Genomic DNA, 21,116 nt, shown 5'->3' on the forward strand with positions numbered 1-21,116 from the left:
TTGTGCATGAAAAATAACACTTCTAGATGAAGTATACAGCCATACTATTTTTAATTACTTGTGGCACTTGGTTATTTAGCTTTCCTGTTCGTTCTGAGGTTATTAGCCCAAGTGTAGGTGTTGGTCGCGCAGATAGCATGTATGCATTGACAGAATCCAGTGAGATATTCGTTGACGCTACTGCCTCTCTATCTTTTGCACAAGTTCAAAAAACGCCTTTCCGTTCTATTGCTCCTGATATACTAAGAAAAGCCAGATGGAATGATATCATTTGGCTTAAAGTTACTGTCACCAATACTGAAGAGGTTACAAGCCAATGGTTGTTACATACAGGGAAGGCAAGTTTTATCGACATTTATATTCAACAACCAGATGGAAAGCTACAACATAAAAAGTCTGGTTACTATCGAAAAAACTCAGAACGAGACGAAATCAGAGGCAAAGAAAACTCAGCTAATATTCAGCTAAGACCAGGCAAAACAACACTTTATATCCGTTATCAAAACGAATTAAAGATTGGAGTTGCACCACGTTTATTGTTACAGCCTGTTACAAGCTGGAATGAATTTATTATTGAACGAAATTTGTATGAAGGGATAGCACAAGGGGTATTATTAGTACTCTTTTTATATAATTTTCTCTTGTACTTTATTCTTAAGCGTACAACATACCTTTACTATAGCCTCTATATCCTTTCGCTTTCTGTTTTTTATATCAACGTATATAACCTCGGCAAAGAAATTTTGCTGGGAGAGTTCCCTCGTATTTTTGATTACAACTGGGCCACCTTACAAATTGTTGTCATCTTCCTTTTGCTCTTTATTTGCAACTTTCTGGAAACTAAAAAAAAGTTTCCTCGCAAGCATCGGAATATGCAATGGTTAATCACAGCCAATCTTATTTGGGGTATTAGTGGTGCCATATACCTGTTTTTCTCTAAAGATCTTGGAACCATTTTTCTTATTCACCGATATTTCAATCTCATCCAATTTGCCAATATTGTAGTCTTACTGGTACTGTTCTGGACAAGTAAAATTCGTCTTGCACGGTTGCTGGTATTGGGTACACTACCTGTATTTCTAGGAGGCGTATGGGATGTTCTTTTCCGCAATGCCAGTGATGTCACTACAGTACACATCAACTATTTCCAGGTAGGAGCTATTATTCAGCTTATTCTTTTTTCATTAAGTATCGGATTTAAAATGAAGGAAGAAGAACGTAAGCGGCGTCGGGCACAGGAAAAGCTGATTGGACAGCTACAGGAAAATCAAAAGCTGAAAGACAAAATTGCAGTTGCACTCGAAAGAAGAGTAAAAGAACGGACTCAGGAGTTGCTGGTAGCCAATAATGACCTATCAACATTAAACCGGGAAAAAGCAAGGCTTATTTCCATTATCGCCCATGATCTGAACTCTCCGCTTAATGCTCTCAAAGGGTTACTACAAATCTTTGAAAACGATCTGGTTTCAGAAGAAGATCTCAAGCAACTGATTCCAGAAGTAAGTAAGGATGTAAACTATATTGCAAACCTGTTTAATAACCTGCTGGTGTGGGCTCGAAGTCAAATGGAAGGCACTATCCTGCAACCCAAAGAGATTGAGTTACAGAGCATCGTCAATGAAACAATAGAATTACTAAATTCTCAGGCAAAGAAAAAACACCTTCAACTAAAAAGTTTACTCACAGAGCCATTGACAGCCTATGCAGATGAAGAGATGATTAAGCTTGTAGTACGCAATCTTATCTCCAATGCCATCAAGTTTACTCCAGAAGGAGGAACTGTGACTATTGATGCCCTATGCAAAGGACCATTTGTTGAAATATCTGTTCAGGATACAGGCAAAGGTATATCTGAAGAAAACCAACAGAAGTTATTTAATAACGAGCTATTTACATTACGAGGCACCCACAACGAAAAAGGAAGTGGCCTTGGCTTGATTCTTTGCAAGGATTTTGTAGAACGCAATGGTGGCGAGATATGGGTAGAGAGCAAAGTATCTCAAGGAAGTGTATTCCGGTTTACAGTTGCTTCCTCTCTTTCACAACAGGCAAATCAGGAATCACCTATAGAACTATCCTAATCTCTCAGAATTAAATTAAAACCATTTGATTCATCCTCTTGTTATTCAGTAGGTACCTGATGTTTTGCTGACTGTCGATCTGGCAAAACATCAGATTGAACAGATAACATTTTGTCAATGAATCAACTAAACGAAAAAGCAGCTTTCTTTTCTGAGCATCTATTACAGGAAATGCGAACAAAAGCTGATCCCATTGCAGATACAGTAGTTCACTACCTGATGCAATCCGGGCAACGGGAAAAGCTCTCTTTTTATTGGAAGATAATTGAAAGCAAAGAAAAACCTTCATCAGAAATACCTTTCGAACTACAAAGTTATCTCTCCCAAACAGAATCTGTTCCTTCATGGGTTGATCTCAGGCGTTTGGAAAGAGGGCAACGTTTTTTTGCCAGAAACGCCCGATCTATTCTTTCTATTCTGGGATGTCTATCCTTGCCTTATTGTTATGCTGCTGCCGATGGAGCTCAGGTATTGTTGCTTTCACAACGTATTCATCAGGATACTTACCAACGTCTGGCAGAGACAGCGCAATTTCTGCTGGATGTATCTTCTCCCAAAGCATTCTCTACAGGAAATGGTATCCAAAGGATACAACAGGTCAGGCTTATTCACGCTATTTCACGTTATTATGCATCCCATAGTCCTCAATGGAATGCCCAATGGGGAACTCCCGTCAACCAGGAAGATATGGCAGGAACTAACCTTGCCTTTTCCTACATTGTTCTGCAAGGACTTCAAAAATTAGGTTTTCAGTGGACGAAAGATGAGGGTGAAGATTTTTTATATCTGTGGAATATAATTGGAGCCATGTTGGGAGTTGATCAGCAACTATTACCAAACAACCTACAGGAAGCCTACTGGCTTGATAAAAAAATTGCCAAACGACATTTCCACCATTCAGTAGCAGGAGCTGCTCTTACACAGTCATTGCTTACCTGTTTGTATGAAATAAATAAGGATAGCCCTGTGAGTCGCAACTTTATTCACGCCTATATGCGCTATCTGCTAAGTAACTCTATTGCAGATATGCTGGAAATACCATCTGCAGATGGAGTAAATACTTTGGCTCCTCTGTTCAGATCTACTAATGTACTAAATGCGCTCACTCGTGTAGGAAAATGGGAAGAAAAGCCCCAATACATCACCCAAACACTGGCGTATGAATTAAAGCAGGGAGTGGATACCCATCTCAGATTACCTGTTGCATTTGGGTAAGTCTTAAAGATTGGAGATACTTCATTCAGCAGCAGGAGCAACTTCTGCCTCAGAGGGAAGAATAAGGGCTAATCCGGCTGCAACAGGAAGCTTGGGAATAACTATTCTGAATACCGTTTCTTTATCAAAACCTGTAACAAACTGTACACTTCCGCCCAATCGTTCAATGGCTAATTTAGATATATACAGACCAAGCCCTGTACCACTGGAATTTACAGTTCCACGGAAAAACATAGTAAACAGTTTATTTTGCAGGTTTTCCAGAATACCCATTCCATTATCATGTATTTGTATCTGAATGGTATCATCTACCTCTTCCAGGTACACTTTTACATACGGATTATTCGGATCTTGTTGATATTGAAAGGCATTTTCAATCAGATTATGTAAAACGATTGACAATAGCGATTTGTCAGATACTACCTGCCAATCTGCCGTAGTAATCAGCTCAAATTGTGTATTGGCATAGGCTGATCTGGCTTTGATGTCCGATACCAGACGTTCTATCGTCTTCACCAGGCTCACAGGTTCATTATATATTTCAGCATTCCGGATATCATACATTTTCAGGATTCGCACCAGAGTATGATTGGCTTTGTCACATGTCTTATCAAGCAAGGAGAAGTAATCTTTTGCCTTAGGATCTTCAACATCCATTCCTGCAACCTTGCATAACCCGGATAGACTCGCCAATGGCCCTTTGATATCATGCGAAGCACGATAAATAAACATATCCAGTTCCTGATTGCTCTTTAAGAGACTTTCATTGGCAACCTTAAGCTGATGGGTACGTTGTTCTACTCTATATTCAAGATCATTATTTATAGCTCTCAGCTCTTCGTTAATCTGTTCAATCAACTCTTTCGCCTCTGTAAGTTTGATATTTTTCTCTTCAATATTATTCTTCTGGCTTTCAATTTCTGCATTCTTTTGGACAAGTTCCGCAGTTCTTTGTTGTACCAGATCTTCCAGAATCTGCTTTTGTCTTTGAAAGAAACGAATTCTGTTTCTATAATATACCAGAATAGATCCCAGTACTAAGGCTATACCTGAAATACGTGCCCACCAGGTTTGGTACCACGCAGGATGAATGACAACATGAATAGAAGCCCAAGTATTATTCCACTGATTGTATTTATCGGCAGCTTTTACTTTGAATGTATAAGAACCAGGGTCCAGATTGGTATAAGAGGCCAAGCGTCTGTTGCCTACATTCTTCCAGTCTTTATCTACTCCTTCCATCATAAAGGCGTAGCTATTTTTCTCCGGATTCAGATAATTTAGCGAAGCAAACTCAAATTCGAAAAAGTTGTCCTTGTAGTCAAGATCAATAACAGACAGGTCATATAAAGGTTTAGCAAACTCTTTTTTCTTATCAAATAATGTAAATGAGGTAAGATAAATAGGTGCTACATATGGATTTTCAAATACCTTATCTGGATTGAAGCTAATGAAATGCCTGCTCCCCCCGAAAAATAGTTCTCCATCATAATTTTTGTGTGCTGCCCATTGTTGAAATTCATTACTATACAAGCCTTCCTCTGTAGTAAAGTATCGGAACTTATTTGTTTTAGGATTAAATCGTACCAGACCTTTGGAGAAAGTACTTATCCATAGATCTCCATTTTTATCCGAAAGCATACTACAGACATTGTTTTCCGGTAAGCCATTCTGGGCATTTATACGCTTAAAGGTATTACTCTGGGAATTAAACTGACAGATTCCGGCATCTGTCCCAATCCATATCTGACCATTACTTTCCGTAATAGCCCGAATCGAATTACCAGGCAAACTTTTCAAGGAGTTTTTCTGTGCCTGATAATTGGTAAAGGTGTTTTTTGCGATAGTAAAGACCGACAACCCATTTTGTTTGGTACCTAACCACAGCTTTCCTTTCTCATCATCGTAGATTACCTTGATTGTATTCCCAGCGATAGATGCAGGATTTTTAGGATCATGTGTATAGGTATGAATGGTCTCATGATAGGGATCAAACTTGCAAAGCCCTCCTTCATATGTACCAACCCATACAATACCTTTTCTGTCCTTATATAAAACTTCAACCCCATTACTACTTAACTGGCTATTGCTTGAAGTAAAAGAACGGAATGTTTTTAGATGTTTATTATACCGATACAGTCCATTTTCTGCTGTTCCTATCCATATATTTCCAATATCATCTTCAGCAATGGCAGTAATTGTATAATCAAAACCCATCAACTCATTGGTAACTGGCAATTTATAGCAGGTATACACATCCTGAAGTCTGTCATAAGCATATACAGCCAGGCCATCTGCAAAGGTGCCACCAATCCATACTAGTTGTGCTTTGTCTTCATAAATTGCGGTAATAGCGCCATCTGTAAATTTAGGTGTAGTACCTGCACCACTTATATACGACTTAAATACTGCATTCTGTGTATCAAATTGATCTACACCTGTACCTTCTGTCCCTATCCATAAGATGCCTAATTTATCCAGTAATAGTGTATTAATGTCATTTCCACTAAGGCTGGCAGACTGGATAGGATTTTGTTTATAGGTATTGAATTTGTTTCTAACCGGATCAAAAGAACTTAAACCTCCTCCTTTTTCTGTGCCAATCCAAAGAATGCCCATATTGTCTTCTTTGATTGCCCGTATGAAATCACTGCCCAATCCTTTTACTGTTTGGGTCGAAAAGTACTGTACCTTACCTGTTTGTTTATCAAAACGTGCCAGGCCTTTACCATATGTTCCTAACCAGAGATATCCTTCACGATCTTCTTCTATTGCATAGATATCTGTGTTTTCCTGATTTAAATAGGTAGAGAATTTCTGCTTTTGTACTTCAAACTTACAAAGACCACCTCCAAAAGTACCTAACCAGAGGTCTCCATGCTTATCTTCATGTATAGTAATGATATTGCTACTTTTGAGCCCGTTGACATTGCCAGGGTCACTCTGATAGGAAGCTAATTTTTGCGTTTTTACATCAAATTTCACCAGCCCTCCACCAAATGTTGCAATCCAGATATTGCCGTTCCTGTCTTTATGGATGTCGAATATTGTATTGGAAGTCAGCGCCTTATCAGTTGCCGTTGAGTAAATGACTCCTTTACGGGTCTGTGGATTGAGACGAATCAGCCCGTTATCATAGGTACCAACCCATATGTAACCTTCATTGTCTTCAGCCAATGCACGAACATCATTGCTGGGTAGACTCTCATTATCTTTAGGATTATTCTGAATAACCTGAATGGTATATCCATTATAAATATTGAGGCCATCTTTAGTGGCAAACCAGATAAAGCCTTTACTATCCTGCAGGATGGCATGTACATCTTTGTTTGACAGCCCCTGTTTTGTAGATAAGTTCCTGAAGCTCAATTCACTTATCTGTGAAAATCCTGTTTGCATTCCACATAAAAAAGCCAAAACCAGGCCAATAAGCCATTGTGGCCTATAGCATAGAGCAAGCTTCTTAGGATGGAAATACTGTAAGAAAATCATTATTTAAGAGAATATGCCATTTATTCTTTTATTAGTCTACTAAGTAAGTTACTTTCCAGGCAATATATCTTCTTTGTTTGGCGGCATTCTTACATACGTAACGAGATATAACAAAGTATAGGAATTCTCCCTCTCCCAAAATCAAAAAAATAAATCTTAGCCACTGATTTACTTCAGAAAAAAACAAAGTATGGTATGCTGTATTATTTATGCTTAAAATATTACAATGCACGTCTTTCAGTCTATTTTACTATTCACGGGATCCCCACCATTGATAATTTTACACACTTTTTATATGTTACACCTCACATTTTTTACGCTTGAAAAGATTATTATTTTTTTCTTCTCTTCTAGTAATAGTTAGTATCCAGACCGTTTTCGCAAGCGGAGAGCCTAACCCCGCAGGAGCTCGTGTATGGGGGCTTGCCAATTGTTCTGTTACTTTTTCAGATCCCTGGTCTGTATGGAACAATCCCGGAGGGCTTGCTTATACAGAGTATTCTCATCTACTGGCAAACTATAACATTCGGTATGGTATGTCTGGATTTCAAACAATGGCTGTCGGATATGTGCATCCTTTATCAAAGGGTGTACTGGGTGCGACTCTTAGTCGCCTTGGTGATGAGCTGTATAATGAAACAACAGCAGGAATCTCTTATGGATATCTCTGGAAGAATATCAGTATGGGTTTACGGGTAAACTACCTCCAAACTGGAATGCAGGAGGTAGGCAAGAAACAGACTGTGTTGTTTGAAATAGGCACAGTGGTCCAGTTATTACCACAGCTTTCAGCGGGTGTCCATATATATAATGTATCCCAAAGTAAATTAGACGTTTCAACTAATGAACGTATTCCTACTGTCATGAAGGTAGGTTTGGCATACAAGCCTCATACTAAGCTCGTCTGGACTGTAGAGTTGGAAAAGGACATTAACTTTCCGGGCACCTTCAGAACTGGACTAGAATATGAGATTGTAAAAAACCTGCGTTTACGTACAGGCATTGCCACTCGTCCACAGCTTTATTCCTTTGGTATTGGCTTTAGCCCTAAGAAGTTACAATTGGATTATGCCTTTCAGACACACTCTACCTTAGGATTATCTCATAATTTGTCTCTCAGTGTTCGTCTTCCAAAAAAGAAAACTACTAATGAATCTACTAAAAGCTAAAAGACTTATTCAGGTGCTGATATTCCTGGTGATTTTTTGTAGTTGGGTAGATATAGTAAAAGCACAACAACCCGCCCGAAAAGAGATAGACTTGGATGATTTTGCACAGCAATTATTGGCTACCCAAAAAGAAGACGCCAATTTTGATGATCTCTATGAATCTCTTTTGCAACTCTATACACATCCATTGGATCTGAATATAGCCACTCGTGACCTATTAGGTTCGCTTTATATACTATCAGAAGCGCAGATAAATTCTTTCGTTGACTATCGTAAAACCAATGGCAGGCTACTTTCTATCTATGAACTGCAGGCTATACCTGGTTTTGATATACCGACTATACAAAAATTATTACCCTTTGTAACTGTTTACGATAATGGCAATGCATCCGATAACCGTTCATTGTGGAAACGAATACTGACAGAACGTAGTAATACACTGTTGCTACGCTATGACCAGACACTGGAAAAGAAAAAAGGATTCCTACCTCCAGACACAGCCCGTGATGGGTCGCTAACACAACGATATACAGGCTCTGCTGGTCATTGGTATGCACGTTATCGCATTAACCATCCAGGCGATTTCAGTTTGGGCTTTACTATGGAAAAAGATGCGGGTGAGCAAATAGTCTGGCAACCATCACGCTATCAGTATGGGGCTGATTTTTTCTCCTGGCACTTGCTGCTGGAAAATAAACGGCACTGGAAAAAAATTGCGATTGGCGATTATCAGTTGCAGATTGGACAGGGTTTACTCCTGTCAGCAGGTTTTTCAGTTGGAAAAGGCGCTTCTACAGTTGAAACCATACGACGGAGCCAGGTCGGTATTCGTCCCTACACATCTGTTATGGAAACTGGCTTTCTGCGAGGAGGTGCTGCTACCTATGTGTTAGGTAAATTTGAAGTAACAGGCTTCTATTCTCATATACATAGAGATGCAAATGTAAATGATAGTGATTCATTGACAGATAGCTATATTTCCTCTCTTTTACTTGCCGGCTATCATCGCACGCCTCATGAGTTAGCAACCAGAGCCACTGTACTAGAACAAACTTCAGGAGGGGATATTACGTATAAAAGTGCAGCAGGAAGGTTTGAAATGGGAGGCACATTTATCTATACACAGTATGATACGCCTATACAGAAAATCCCCCGAAGATATAATCAGTTCGAGTTTTCCGGAAAAAACAATACAGGCATAGGACTACACTATAGTTATGTATGGCAAAACTTTAACCTTTTTGGAGAAGCAGCTCGTTCATCGAGTGGCGGCCTTGGAGTTGTATCAGGTATTATAGGTAGTTTATCACCTCGTTTATCCACCTCCCTACTGATCAGACACTATGATCGGAACTTCCATACGTTTTATGGAGGGGCCTTTGGCGAAAATACACGCAACATCAATGAAAGTGGTATTTACTGGGGAGTAAAATTCAACCCCACCCGACGGATTACTCTTACAGCATATTATGATAGCTACCGTTTTTCCTGGCTAAAATATAGGGTTGATGGACCATCCGAAGGCTTCGATTATTTGCTTCGTCTAGCCTGGCAGCCAACTAAAAAACTCCTGTTATACACACAATATAGAGAAGAACATAAACAACGAAACGAACCTGATCAGGATTCTCCCATCAATTTTATCACAGAGACTATTCGTAAACAATACTTATTTAACATAGACTTCCAGGCTAATGACTATCTTTTTCTGCGAACTCGTGTCCAGTTCAGTTCTTTTAAACAAAGTACACTGACAACCGGATATGCTATCATGGAAGACCTTACTCTCAAACTACGTCGCTGGCAGATTAGTACCCGCTTTGCCTTGTTTGATACAGAAGATTATGACAACCGGCAGTATGCCTTTGAAAAAGATGTGTTGAACAGTTTCTCTGTTCCTATGTATTATCTTCGGGGAGCACGGTATTATCTACTCCTTAATTATGATGTGACTCCACGTTGTTCGGTATGGTTTCGGGTAGCACGAACCTCACTTGTCAATCAGGATACAATGGGGTCAGGACTTGATCAGATCAATGGACCTCAACGTACAGATATAAAAGTACAGGTGCGGTATCATTTGTAACAGAAGTCACCCCAAATGTAAGGATGAGCTTTTATTCAAGCAGATCTCTTGCATATGCATTATTCTATGCAAAAGTTTTTCAGAGGATGCAAAGCTGGTCCGTTATTTTATGAAGAGATTGCATACTGTTCACCACATTTTTGCTTTTGAACATAATTTCAACCACATTTTATTTTGAACGGAATTCCGATCATTTTTTTCTGTTGCGCATAATTCACCGCAAAAATAAAATCTGATCGGAATTCACCGCAAAATTGCTGATTGCATAGAAACAGGCACAAATCAGATTTTATTGTGAATTGATTGCAGGCATAAGACCTTATCCTGTCCCATAACTTTTCTGGAAACAAAGAAAGTTCCTGGCGCAAGCGTCCGCTTGTGTCCATTTTGAGAGCAGCGTCCGCTGCGTTGGTCGGTAAAACTCTGTTTGGGTGCTAACCCAAACCTAAACAAGTATCAATTTGTCCCAACGCAACGGACGTTGCTTTCAAATTAGGTCCGAACGGACGTTCGAACCAGCGCTCTCTTTTTAAAACCGCCATTTCCAGAAAAGATATAGGACAAGATAGGAGTAAAACTTGTCGTAAATCTAGCCTAGCCAGACTGTAGGATGACTTCTGTTATATTAATTTATTTAATCTCAGGCTACAAGTTCTGTAAAAAGCTCAGCACGATCTTTCCGTACTTTTGCTGCACCTGCCAGAAAATCTTTCTCTTCATCCCGATAACCTAATGTCAGCAATACAACACTACCAAGGTTTTTTTCTTTAAGGCCTAATAATTCATCAAGGGCAACAGAGTTGAAACCCTCCATAGCGCAGGAGTCTACTTCTTCAACAGCAGCAGCTACCAATCCAAATCCCAAAGCAATGTATGCCTGACGGGACGCCCAGTTTTTGATTATTTCCGGTGGCATAGAAAGCAGCCCGTTTTTGATAGAGTCGGAAAACCCGTTCAATGAGTCAACAGGAATATTGCGGGTACGAGCAATGCGTTCCATATAGGTACGAATATCCTCTTCGCTTACAGATAATTGTGAAGCGAAAACCAGCAAGTGTGACCCTTCCTGTATCTGAGGTTGCGGACATGACTGCTCGTAAATCTTTGCTTTTAAAGCTGGATCAGCAATCACTACAACCTCATACGGTTGAAGACCAGCAGAAGATGCCGATAATCGAATAGCTTCTAGTATGGCGTCTATTTTTGCTTGTGGTACAGGCTGCCCATTCATTTTTTTGGCAGCATAACGCCAGTTTATTGCTTCGTTAAATTGCATTGTAGTCGATTTTAAATGGTTAGAATTGTTGCTACAAAGCTATCTGCCTTTACTATGCAAAAGATAGTAGTATCCCAAAGGTTAGTGGTAACCTTTGGGATAGTGTTTTTGCAGAATGAGGCAACAAGCCTGTATAAACGTCCATTTTCCACTTTCCAACCATAGGCAAGGACAACAATTCTACTTTGCCAAATCTCTTATTAACTCAAATACACTGAATAATGAAACTAAATCCTTCAGAAAGGGTTTCTTAAAACAGGAAGCATTTCAATTACCTGTGTAAAAAAAAATGCCTTTTCTGTGCTGCCTTTTGCCTATTTATAAATACACCTGTATATTTGGTGTCCTAATGAGTTCTACTGATTTTCAATTTTAATTCTTTCGTACTGAGAAAAAATGGCTGAAGCAATACGTATGCCCAAGATGAGTGACACCATGACCGAAGGTGTCATTGCTGGTTGGCTGAAAAAAGTAGGTGATACGGTCAAAACCGGCGACGTTCTGGCCGAAGTAGAAACCGACAAAGCTACTATGGAGCTGGAGTCCTACAATGAAGGTACAATCTTATATATTACCGATCAAAAAAACGTTCCTATCGATGGTATTATCGCCGTTGTAGGAAAACCGGGTGAAGACTTCAAAGCATTGCTGGATGGAAAAACAGGTGGATCTGTAGCAACACCTCCTCCGGCTGCTGAACCAAAAGCAGAAGAAAGCAAGCCAGCTCCTGCACCAGTAGCGGCTACTCCAGCTGCTAATGTAAAAGCGACATTGGTTCCAATGCCTCAGATGACGGATACCATGACTGAGGGAACCATCGTAAAATGGCATAAACAAGTAGGTGACACAGTAAAATCTGGTGATTTGCTGGCTGAAATCGAGACAGACAAAGCTACGATGGATTTTGAATCTCCGGAAGCTGGTATATTATTGTATATAGGTGCCAAAGAAGGAGATGCTGTAGCCGCCAAAGCTCCACTAGTAATTATTGGTGAAAAAGGCGCTGACTATCAGGCATTGTTAGGTGGAGGAGCAACCGCTACTGCCTCTACACCCCAGGCAGCAACAACTAGCAACAATACTGCCTCTGCAACAGAACCTGCCAAGCAGCCAGCTAACTCTGTTTCTGATTCTGACGAACGTGTTAAGATTTCTCCTCTGGCAAAGAAAATTGCAGAAGAAAAAGGTGTTAACATACAACAAGTGAAAGGAAGTGGTGAGAATGGACGTATCGTAAAACGCGATGTCGAAACATTCACTCCTTCTGCACAACCAACTTCTACTCCTTCTACTACTCCTGCGTCTCAGCCAGCAGCAGAAAAAGCTCCTGCTAAAGCGCCGGTAGTAACAGGTCAGGAAAGTTACGAAGATGTGCCTGTATCTCAGATGCGTAAAGTTATTGCACGTCGTCTGGCAGAAAGTATGTACAGTGCACCTCACTTCTATCTGACTATTGAAGTGAATATGGATAAGGCAACTACTGCCCGTGAAGCAATGAATCAGTACTCACCGGTTAAGTTGTCATTCAATGATATCGTGATCAAAGCTACAGCAATGGCATTGCGTCAGCATGCAGCGATCAATGCATCCTGGCTAGGTGACAAAATTCGTTACAATCACCATGTGAGCATTGGTATGGCTGTTGCTGTACCCGATGGATTGCTGGTGCCTGTTATCAAAAACGCAGATATCAAATCTCTATCTCAAATCTCAGCGGATGCAAAAGAACTGGGAGGAAAAGCGAAAGATAAAAAACTGCAACCTCAGGAAATGGAAGGAAGCACTTTCTCTATTTCGAACCTGGGTATGTTTGGTATTGAAGAATTCACTGCCATTATCAACCCTCCAAACTCTTGTATTCTGGCAGTAGGTGGAATCAAACAAACACCTGTTGTAGTAAATGGAGAGATCAAAGTTTCCGGAATTATGAAACTGACTCTGTCTTGCGATCACCGTGTAGTAGATGGAGCAACAGGAGCAGCATTCCTGCAAACATTAAAAGGACTTCTGGAAGATCCTATGCGTATGTTGGTATAATCAGAAACTCATTTTTGTAAAACAAAAGAGCCTGTTTCAGAACAGGCTCTTTTGTTTTATATCTGTAATCTGTTAAAGCTTCTCTACCACCAGATTATGATTGGTATAAATACAGATATCCGCTGCAATATGAAGGCTCTCTGTCACCATTTGTTCGGCTGTCAGTTGTGGTGCATGTTTCTTCAACGCAATAGCTGCAGATTGTGCATACATACTTCCTGAACCAATGGCCGCAATACCATTATCTGGCTCCAACACATCACCTGTTCCGGAGATGATTAGGATTTCTTCGTTAGTAGCCGCAATCAGCATTGCTTCCAACCGTCGCAAGAAACGGTCTGTACGCCAGTCTTTTGCCAGTTCTATAGCAGCTCGCTTAAAATTCCCACCGTAGGCATTCAGTTTTTCTTCAAATCGCTCTAGTAAGGCAAAGGCATCAGCAGTAGAACCAGCAAAGCCTGCCAACACTTTGCCATCCATCAGTTTACGGATCTTACGGACGTTGCTTTTGGCAACGGTATTTCCCATGGTAGCCTGGCCATCTGCCCCAATGGCAACCTGACCATTATGTAATACAGCAACAACGGTAGTTGCATGAATCTTTTCCATCATATATTATTTAATCAGAATTGAGTAATGCAACAGAGTATGTTATACTCCATTGTGATACTATTGACGTTCAAGTTTAAATAATATTTGCAGAAAAGAAAAAGTTCAGATAGAGAAGGATGCAAACAAGGGAAGATGGTATCTTTCTAAAAACAAAATCCCTTTACCTGAAATGAGTAAAGGGATACTTGCAGAAAATTTATGCACGTTTAATTATTACTATTGTAAAGATCTTTATTTACAGGAATAGGAACTGTGCCATAGGTATTTCTGGCAAATTGGTAATCGGGGTCTCCTGCAGGGCCAAGGTATTCAGCATTACCAAAAGCCAGCATTGGCAGGAATATAAACCCTAAAAAGAGCATACCAACAGTATAGCCTTCGTCTTTTCCAAAGCTTTTGCACAATAGATTTAACGTCCAGATCAGAATTACTATGTTAACAATAGGAACAAAGAGTAATAACGTCCACCAGGCAGGTTTCCCAACTATTTCAAGCTGAACAATAAAACCATAAATAGGTACTATAGAAGCCCAGCCCGGTTTTCCAGCTTTTTCAAATAACCTCCACCAGGATACAATGGCTAGAATAATAATACCTACATAGATTAAGAATAAAACTGAAAACAGAGCAAACATACTGTAAAGCAAGATTTGTGTTACCTACTCTATTAGAACCGGGTTTTCGGTGTTCCCCATTTATTTTGTAGTAAAATTACTTCCAAAGGAGAAACTTATTATTTCAGTGGCACACCTTTCCTTACATATGACGTTTTTACCTATTTTTTCATACTATTGACCCTATATAACATGTTACCAGCAACATTTTCATGGTTAATGTAAATGAACCCAGAAAATGTTTTTTGAGGAAAAACCTTAAGATTGAAAATACTGCTCGACTACCTCAATTTTTCCTACAATGTGCTGGTTAAATTCTTGCAGTTCTTCGGCAGGAATCCATAGTTCATCATAGCCTTTGCCTCCTACATTCTGTACAGGAAATTTTTTGAGATACGCAGCATCTACTGCAAACTGAGTGACATAGCCATTGCCATAGGCAGGAACATTCCAGTCTACTGTAATCTGACGGGCATATTCCAGGTTTAGTACCGGATAAAAAATGGGCTGCTCAGGGAGCCTGGGAGGGAACTTTGTCCAACCAGATTGCTCAATAAGATCTAACTCTTTTTGAGCAACCGGACGGTACAATATAATAACAGATGACATCTCTGACATCACAGGTAGTTGAAAAATGATTAAAAGTCTAGTAAAATCTGATTACGCAGAATATCTTCCATTGTCTCACGTTCACGGATCAGACGGGCTTCTCCTTTGTAGACTAATACTTCTGCCGGACGAAAACGGGCATTGTACTGGCTACTCATGGTAAAGCCATAGGCTCCGGCATTCAATAGCGCCAGCACATCATCCGCACGGACTTCGTTCAACTGGCGATCAGAGCCTAATGTGTCTGTCTCACAGATATATCCTACTACATCATAGGTTTTTAGTTCACCAGCAGGGTTAGATACGTTCACAATTTCATGATAGGCATCATACATCATTGGACGAATCAGATGGTTTAAGCCTGAATTGACCTGTACAAAGGTGATGCTCGGTGTCTGTTTTACCTGATTAGCCTTTACAAACAACACGCCACACTCACTTACCAGATATTTACCAGGTTCAAACCACATTTCCAGTTCACGACCATAGTCTTTGCAGAACTCTTTGAAGGCAGCTGAAAGTTTTTCACCTAGGTCTGGCATGTTGGTAGTTTTGTCACCCTTTTTGTACCCGACTTTAAATCCACCACCAAAATCAATAAAGGCAAGGTCTGGAAACTCTTTTGCTACTGTAAAAAGTACATTAGCTCCCTGAATAAAGGCTTCCGGGTCCAGAATATCTGATCCGGTATGAATATGCAGACCATTGATAACAATGTTATATTTGGTAACCAGGGTATGTACATCCGGCAGTTGTGCCAATGGAATACCAAACTTTGAGTGTTCGTGCCCTACTTGGATTTTAGCATTGCCACCTGCACGGATATTGGGCTTTAGCCGGATACAGCAGGGAACAGTATTTCCAAAGATCTTTCCAAACAGTTCCAGTGTAGGCAGATTATCTACATTGATTGAGACACCCAATTCTACCGCCTCCTGTATTTCTGAGAAATCTACTCCGTTGGAGGTGAAGGTAATATCTTTAGGCTTGAACCCAGCCAGTAACGCCTGCCGAGCTTCTGCTACAGATACGGCATCAATGCCAATGCCTTGTGTCTGCATCAGCTTCAACACAGAAATATTGGTCAGTGCCTTACATGCAAACTTAATCCGCAAAGGAACGGTATTGAAAGCGCTTTTAAGGTTATTGATCTGGCGAATAATCACATCCGCATCATAGACATAGAGAGGTGTTCCAAATTGCTGGCAGATATCAAGTACATTAAGCCCTTGAATCTGATACTGTTGACCGGAAAGTTGCATGTAAATTGAGAAATCCCTTGCTGCTAACAGCGTTTGTAGTTGAACAGATAAAATGAGTCTCAAAAATAGTATCTTTTTTTATCTGATTCAGCATTATTGGCAATCAAGGTTCAGGTATCTGCTTCATTATCTTACCTGCACTTAAAAAATGCCAATAGCAAATCTCCATTTTCCAGACGCTTCAGACAGATCAGACCCTTCTAAAAAACATTTTATAAAGGGAGGTAATACAGGAATTAGATTATCTGGTTGATTAATAGGTAATTACAAAACAAGTACTACAGGTATTGTGTATTCAGTCTGACCATGAAAGTTAGTTTGGAAATTTTTAAATAAAATAAGGTGCTGTTTATCAGATATTTAAAAAATTGCAATGCTCATCCCCTTTATAAAATGTTTTTTAGAAGGGTCTGATCTGTCCGAAGCGTCTGGAAAACTGTGTTTCAACTATCGCAACAAAGGCACTTGGTCTAACCTGGGTGTTTGTACAGATGTGACCTCAGATATAGCAGCTTGGTTATGATCCATTTTGGGGGCAGTTTGGAGTGTCAGGTTTGGAATGGCTGGTTTCACAGGTTTTACTGCCCTGGAAGGAATCTTATAGACGGCAATCTGCTTCAGACAGAAATACTGCAGGTTACTGGCCCGGCCTGTAGAAGCTGTAAAGCCCCATATTACCTGAGTAGCCCCTTTAAATACTTCGTGAATCAGATCTTTCTTGCCAGAATAGACTATATGTCCATCCAGAAAAACAGTGATCAGTTGTTTCTCCGGATTCCACCGAAACCTGAAGTCATGGAGTTTGCCGTCTTCCAGGTTATAATTGTCCGTATTGTTGTTCCAGTACTGGGTATGAAAGTTGGTACCATTTTCCAGATAGGCGGCATGATCACAGTAAGGGTCGTTCTGGCGGGCATTGTAATAGGTATCAAACTCAACAGCGACAGAGGGCGAAATATAATTTCCGGCTACATAGTCTTTGCTCCAGCGACCATATCCCATACACTCACCCCAGGTGCCAAAGGCCTGATACTGATTGGGGTCATTGTGTACCACAAAGGTAATTCCGTCTGCCCCTTCTTCTTTAGTACCTAGATAAATATCAAACTGAATCTCAAAGTAGGTATTCAGATTCAGCTTCTGTGTACTGTATGCGAGTCCTTCAGAATACGGAACATCCGGAGTAAGTTGTATGCAGCCTCCATCCATTGGAGCCGCATCGCCCATAAGCTTAAATGGCGATTGTGCAGAGCTTATCGCCACTACCATACCTGCCAAAAGGAGTAAAGGTACACGCATAGTGGTACGAAATTAGGTTGGTAAATCTGTAAGGGAAAGGCGGCTCGCTGAATGTATAGGAAAGATACAAAACCAAGTGGTAAAAACAGCAAGTATTTCAGTATTTTTCAGATGAAAAAAACACTCTCTGCCTTGATGGGAGGACGATACTTTTTGTCCTTTTGAATCATGTCTCATAAAAGAATCACTCCCTTCTTTGTCCTTCTGAAAGAAACTCGTGACAAATAGAGCCATGCTTGGTATATGAGTGAAAAAAAATATTCAGAAACCAAATGCCGCCGGTCTTGCCACGAGTTTCTTTCAGAAGGACAGCAAAGAGAGATTTACTTAAGGAAGACAAAAGGGAGAGATTTTTTCAGGGAAACAGAGGAGTGTTGCTTTGGGGAAAACAAAAAATAAATTACTTTATCTATTGCTGCGCAAAACCTAACCTGCTCAAACTACGTTTTCCCATTCAAAAATTAAGTACAATTTGAAAAACTCTATACAATATTAAAGTTCACCGTCTATAAACTAAACCACCTATGACTCCATCGTTTACACTAGATAGTCCTATGCCTCCTATATGGATTATGTATCCTCATATCTCACAATACAGCATTGGCTGGCGAATGGGTTATGGGGAAGGATATAAATTTAATTTGGGGGATTGGAAGGAAAACTTATCAGAAGAGCAACGACGACAGTATGAAGAGATGTTTCCGCATCCGGTATTCTGGAGGGAATATTACAACCCTGATTATGACTTTGAAGACATTGAGGATTTTGAATGTGGGACTGTACAACTATGGCACAAAAATGGTGAGATGCAGTATTCAAGAGAGAAACTGATCGAGCAGGTCAAATCAGCCCCACTCTCCTATCTTTTCTTTTGGAAACCTAATCCTGACGCACTGGATAAGTTTTGTCTGGGACAGTGGCAACCATCTTACTTTGAGGTTGATGAAGGCGAATACACCTGTGCGGAACAATATATGATGGCTGAAAAAGCCAGACTCTTTGAGGACGCTGAAACAGAGAGCAGAATTATGCAATCAACAGACCCAAAGGAAATGAAAGCCTTAGGACAGAAAGTAAAAAACTTTGATCAAAGCATCTGGGACAAAGCCAAATATTCCATTGTCCTCAATGGCAACTATTACAAGTTTACCCAAAACAAAGATATGCGTGACTATCTGTTATCTACAGGCAATCAGATTCTGGTAGAGGCTAGTCCATTGGATACAATCTGGGGCATAGGTCTGGCCGAAGACAATGCAAAGGCACTGGACCCGACTACCTGGCGGGGCAGTAATCTGCTGGGGTTTGCCCTTATGGAAGTCAGAGATGAATTGCGGAAGGTTTATAAAAACTATCATATCATTGACTGGAGCAAACTGAAAGAGTACACAGTTTGATAGAGCCAAGAGAAAGACTTTGGAAGCTTTTAAACTTCTTACAGTATGCTTTCCTATCCTTACTTCAATTTTCTTTTTCTGTTATACTTGATCTAAAACCTAAAGGAGAACGGACTGCAAATGCCCAAACTACCTTAAATACAACCTTTCTTGCCTAATGTGCATAGAACTATGCTCATTACAAATTTTGAGTTTAGTTCTAGGCATACAATAAAATAAGGAGGCAGTCTCTATTGCTATTCTCAAAAAAGTTTTTGCCTAGAGTTCACCACAAAATTGCTGATGCGTTGAGTAAACCGCAAGAAATTATTTTGAACAAAATAAACCGCAAATTTTTTGTTTGATTGAAATTCATCGCAAAAAATTGTCTGCGTTGAATTCCGATCAACAATCTCATCTACATAAAACTATGCACACTAACTTTATATCAGGATATTGGAAATAAAATAGTCAGGATATAATCAGATAGGTAATTATATCCCTCTATCCAATAAAACCCTGACTGCTATAAAATCAACTAAAAGAAGTTTTACACTTTCAACTACCCTTCCAGTTCCTTAATTCTGTTTTGCAGACGTGTTACCTCTTCTATGCGCATCTCTTCCATTTCAGCCTGACGACGTTCCATTTCTTCCTGAGTAGCCGCTAGTTCTTCCATATTCTGGCGCATTTCCTCTTCCTGGCTGCGCAACATTTCAGTTTGTTGCTTTAATTCTTCCAATAGTTTTTTTGTATTCTCATTTGTTCGGGTAGCTGATACCGCTGAGGCAATACTTTCTGCCAGTTTTTCTACCAGTTCTATCTCATGCTTTTCAAATACATTAAAAGACGCCAATTCCAGTGCACCCTCTACTTCATCATTGAGTTTAAGCGGTACTATCAATATACAACCCGGATTAGCCTCACCTAGTCCAGAAGTTATATGAACATAATCATGGGGAATATCGGTAAGAAAGATGGTATCTTTTTCCAGAACTACCTGACCTATCAATCCTTCTCCTATCTCTATTCGTTTTTTCAAATATTTTTTGCGATCATAGGCATAACAGGCTGTCAGCTCCAGATAAGGATCAGACTCTTTGTCCTGAAGAATAAAAATCCCACCCTGGTTGGCTTTTAGATATTTGACCATGTGCGAAATGATCTCATACGAAAGTGATTGGATATCCGAACTATTACGCAAAATCTCTCCCATCTGAGCCAGTCCCAACGTCATAAACTTGTCCTGCATATCTTTCTTCTGGGCTATAGTCAGACTTGCCTGCATTTTCAACAACGACTTACCCAGCTCGTCTTTATCATCCATAATGGTATAAATGGCAGCGAGATTTCCCTGACTGATCGCATCTGCAAACTCTATATTGTGTCGGATGTTGTTTACCTGTTGCAATACACCTGCCTTGATAAACATTTCCCTCTTCGTCTTTCGCTCTAGTATATAAGCCCAATACCCACAAATTAATACCACTACCGTTGCCAGAGCTCCATGGAACAGAAACGTCTCCAGATCCATATAGGTCTGCTGAGTAAAATAGATCTCTGCATTTCCTTTATATTGCAGGTAAGCAAAGATGCCATGATGGATAACCACCACAATGATATTGGGTAGCTGCAATCGCCAGTTCTGATAGGCAATGAGCAAAGTAGCTCCTATAAAAACAAAGAAGTGCATCTCAAACATACCATGCATCTGGTAAATAAACTGGGCAGAAAACAAGGCCACAATCACACTTCCTATATACTGGTAAAAAGAAGACTTAGGTAACAGGAACTTGGTTCCATAGTACATGACAAGACATAAACCACCCACTCCAAATGCAATTTTGAAAGTCCCATATTGAAAGGCAATGATACAACCAAACAAAAAATAACAGGCAAAGGCAATGTTGTTAACACTGTCTCCGGTTTTGTTAATCTTTACGTAGGCATCTTCCAACAGATACTCTTCGTATTTCTCATCCATAGCT

General features: G+C 40.0%; 14 protein-coding genes. 6 read left to right on the top strand and 8 right to left on the bottom strand.

Features of this window, described 5'->3' with window-relative positions:
- Positions 1–26: 26 nt before the first annotated feature.
- Positions 27–2,081, top strand: a complete 2,055-nt coding sequence (locus QNI22_RS25750) for a sensor histidine kinase (protein WP_314515053.1) — start codon at positions 27–29, stop codon at positions 2,079–2,081.
- Between the two features lie 117 nt (positions 2,082–2,198).
- The gene (locus QNI22_RS25755) at positions 2,199–3,296 is read left to right on the top strand and encodes an oxygenase MpaB family protein (RefSeq protein ID WP_314515056.1); all 1,098 of its coding nucleotides are present in this window, start codon (positions 2,199–2,201) and stop codon (positions 3,294–3,296) included.
- 21 nt (positions 3,297–3,317) lie between these two features.
- Here QNI22_RS25755 and QNI22_RS25760 read toward each other — a convergent pair whose 3' ends face one another.
- Positions 3,318–6,788, bottom strand: a complete 3,471-nt coding sequence (locus tag QNI22_RS25760; RefSeq protein ID WP_314515057.1) for a two-component regulator propeller domain-containing protein — start codon at positions 6,786–6,788, stop codon at positions 3,318–3,320.
- Between the two features lie 320 nt (positions 6,789–7,108).
- Here QNI22_RS25760 and QNI22_RS25765 point away from each other — a divergent pair, with 320 nt between their 5' ends.
- Positions 7,109–7,957, top strand: a complete 849-nt coding sequence (locus tag QNI22_RS25765; RefSeq protein ID WP_314515059.1) for a PorV/PorQ family protein — start codon at positions 7,109–7,111, stop codon at positions 7,955–7,957.
- Complete coding sequence (locus QNI22_RS25770; protein WP_314515061.1) at positions 7,938–10,043, top strand: ComEA family DNA-binding protein; 2,106 nt, start codon at positions 7,938–7,940, stop codon at positions 10,041–10,043. The genes QNI22_RS25765 and QNI22_RS25770 overlap by 20 nt, the downstream gene beginning before the upstream one ends.
- Before the next feature lie 640 nt (positions 10,044–10,683).
- On the opposite strand, the gene QNI22_RS25775 is transcribed toward QNI22_RS25770, so the two are convergent.
- Entirely contained in the window at positions 10,684–11,319 is a 636-nt protein-coding gene (locus QNI22_RS25775) for an NAD(P)H-dependent oxidoreductase (protein ID WP_314515063.1), read from the bottom strand.
- A gap of 396 nt (positions 11,320–11,715) precedes the next feature.
- Here QNI22_RS25775 and QNI22_RS25780 point away from each other — a divergent pair, with 396 nt between their 5' ends.
- Positions 11,716–13,356, top strand: coding sequence for a pyruvate dehydrogenase complex dihydrolipoamide acetyltransferase (locus QNI22_RS25780; RefSeq protein WP_314515066.1), 1,641 nt, complete (start codon positions 11,716–11,718; stop codon positions 13,354–13,356).
- Positions 13,357–13,428: 72 nt separating this feature from the next.
- Here the strand turns inward: QNI22_RS25780 and hslV are convergent, their stop codons facing one another.
- From hslV to QNI22_RS25805, 5 genes are all read right to left on the bottom strand, one after another.
- Positions 13,429–13,968, bottom strand: coding sequence for an ATP-dependent protease subunit HslV (gene hslV, locus QNI22_RS25785; RefSeq protein WP_313977211.1), 540 nt, complete (start codon positions 13,966–13,968; stop codon positions 13,429–13,431).
- Positions 13,969–14,174: 206 nt separating this feature from the next.
- Complete coding sequence (locus QNI22_RS25790; RefSeq protein ID WP_314515069.1) at positions 14,175–14,603, bottom strand: DUF5684 domain-containing protein; 429 nt, start codon at positions 14,601–14,603, stop codon at positions 14,175–14,177.
- Between the two features lie 237 nt (positions 14,604–14,840).
- On the bottom strand, positions 14,841–15,191 hold the full coding sequence (locus tag QNI22_RS25795; RefSeq protein ID WP_314515072.1) for a hypothetical protein: 351 nt from the start codon (positions 15,189–15,191) through the stop codon (positions 14,841–14,843).
- Between the two features lie 29 nt (positions 15,192–15,220).
- Positions 15,221–16,453 carry a diaminopimelate decarboxylase gene (gene lysA, locus QNI22_RS25800; protein WP_314515223.1) on the bottom strand — a complete coding sequence of 411 codons (1,233 nt, stop codon included), beginning with the start codon at positions 16,451–16,453 and terminating at the stop codon, positions 15,221–15,223.
- A 447-nt stretch (positions 16,454–16,900) separates the two neighbouring features.
- Entirely contained in the window at positions 16,901–17,752 is an 852-nt protein-coding gene (locus QNI22_RS25805) for an L-type lectin-domain containing protein (RefSeq protein ID WP_314515073.1), read from the bottom strand.
- A gap of 524 nt (positions 17,753–18,276) precedes the next feature.
- On the opposite strand from QNI22_RS25805, the gene QNI22_RS25810 reads away from it, so the two are divergent.
- Positions 18,277–19,149 carry an NADAR family protein gene (locus QNI22_RS25810; protein WP_314515075.1) on the top strand — a complete coding sequence of 291 codons (873 nt, stop codon included), beginning with the start codon at positions 18,277–18,279 and terminating at the stop codon, positions 19,147–19,149.
- Positions 19,150–19,690: 541 nt separating this feature from the next.
- On the opposite strand, the gene QNI22_RS25815 is transcribed toward QNI22_RS25810, so the two are convergent.
- Positions 19,691–21,112, bottom strand: a complete 1,422-nt coding sequence (locus QNI22_RS25815) for a GAF domain-containing protein (protein WP_314515077.1) — start codon at positions 21,110–21,112, stop codon at positions 19,691–19,693.
- Positions 21,113–21,116: the final 4 nt, after the last annotated feature.

Origin of the sequence: Xanthocytophaga agilis, from assembly GCF_030068605.1 — a bacterium.
Taxonomy (GTDB): Bacteria; Bacteroidota; Bacteroidia; order Cytophagales; family 172606-1; genus Xanthocytophaga; species Xanthocytophaga agilis.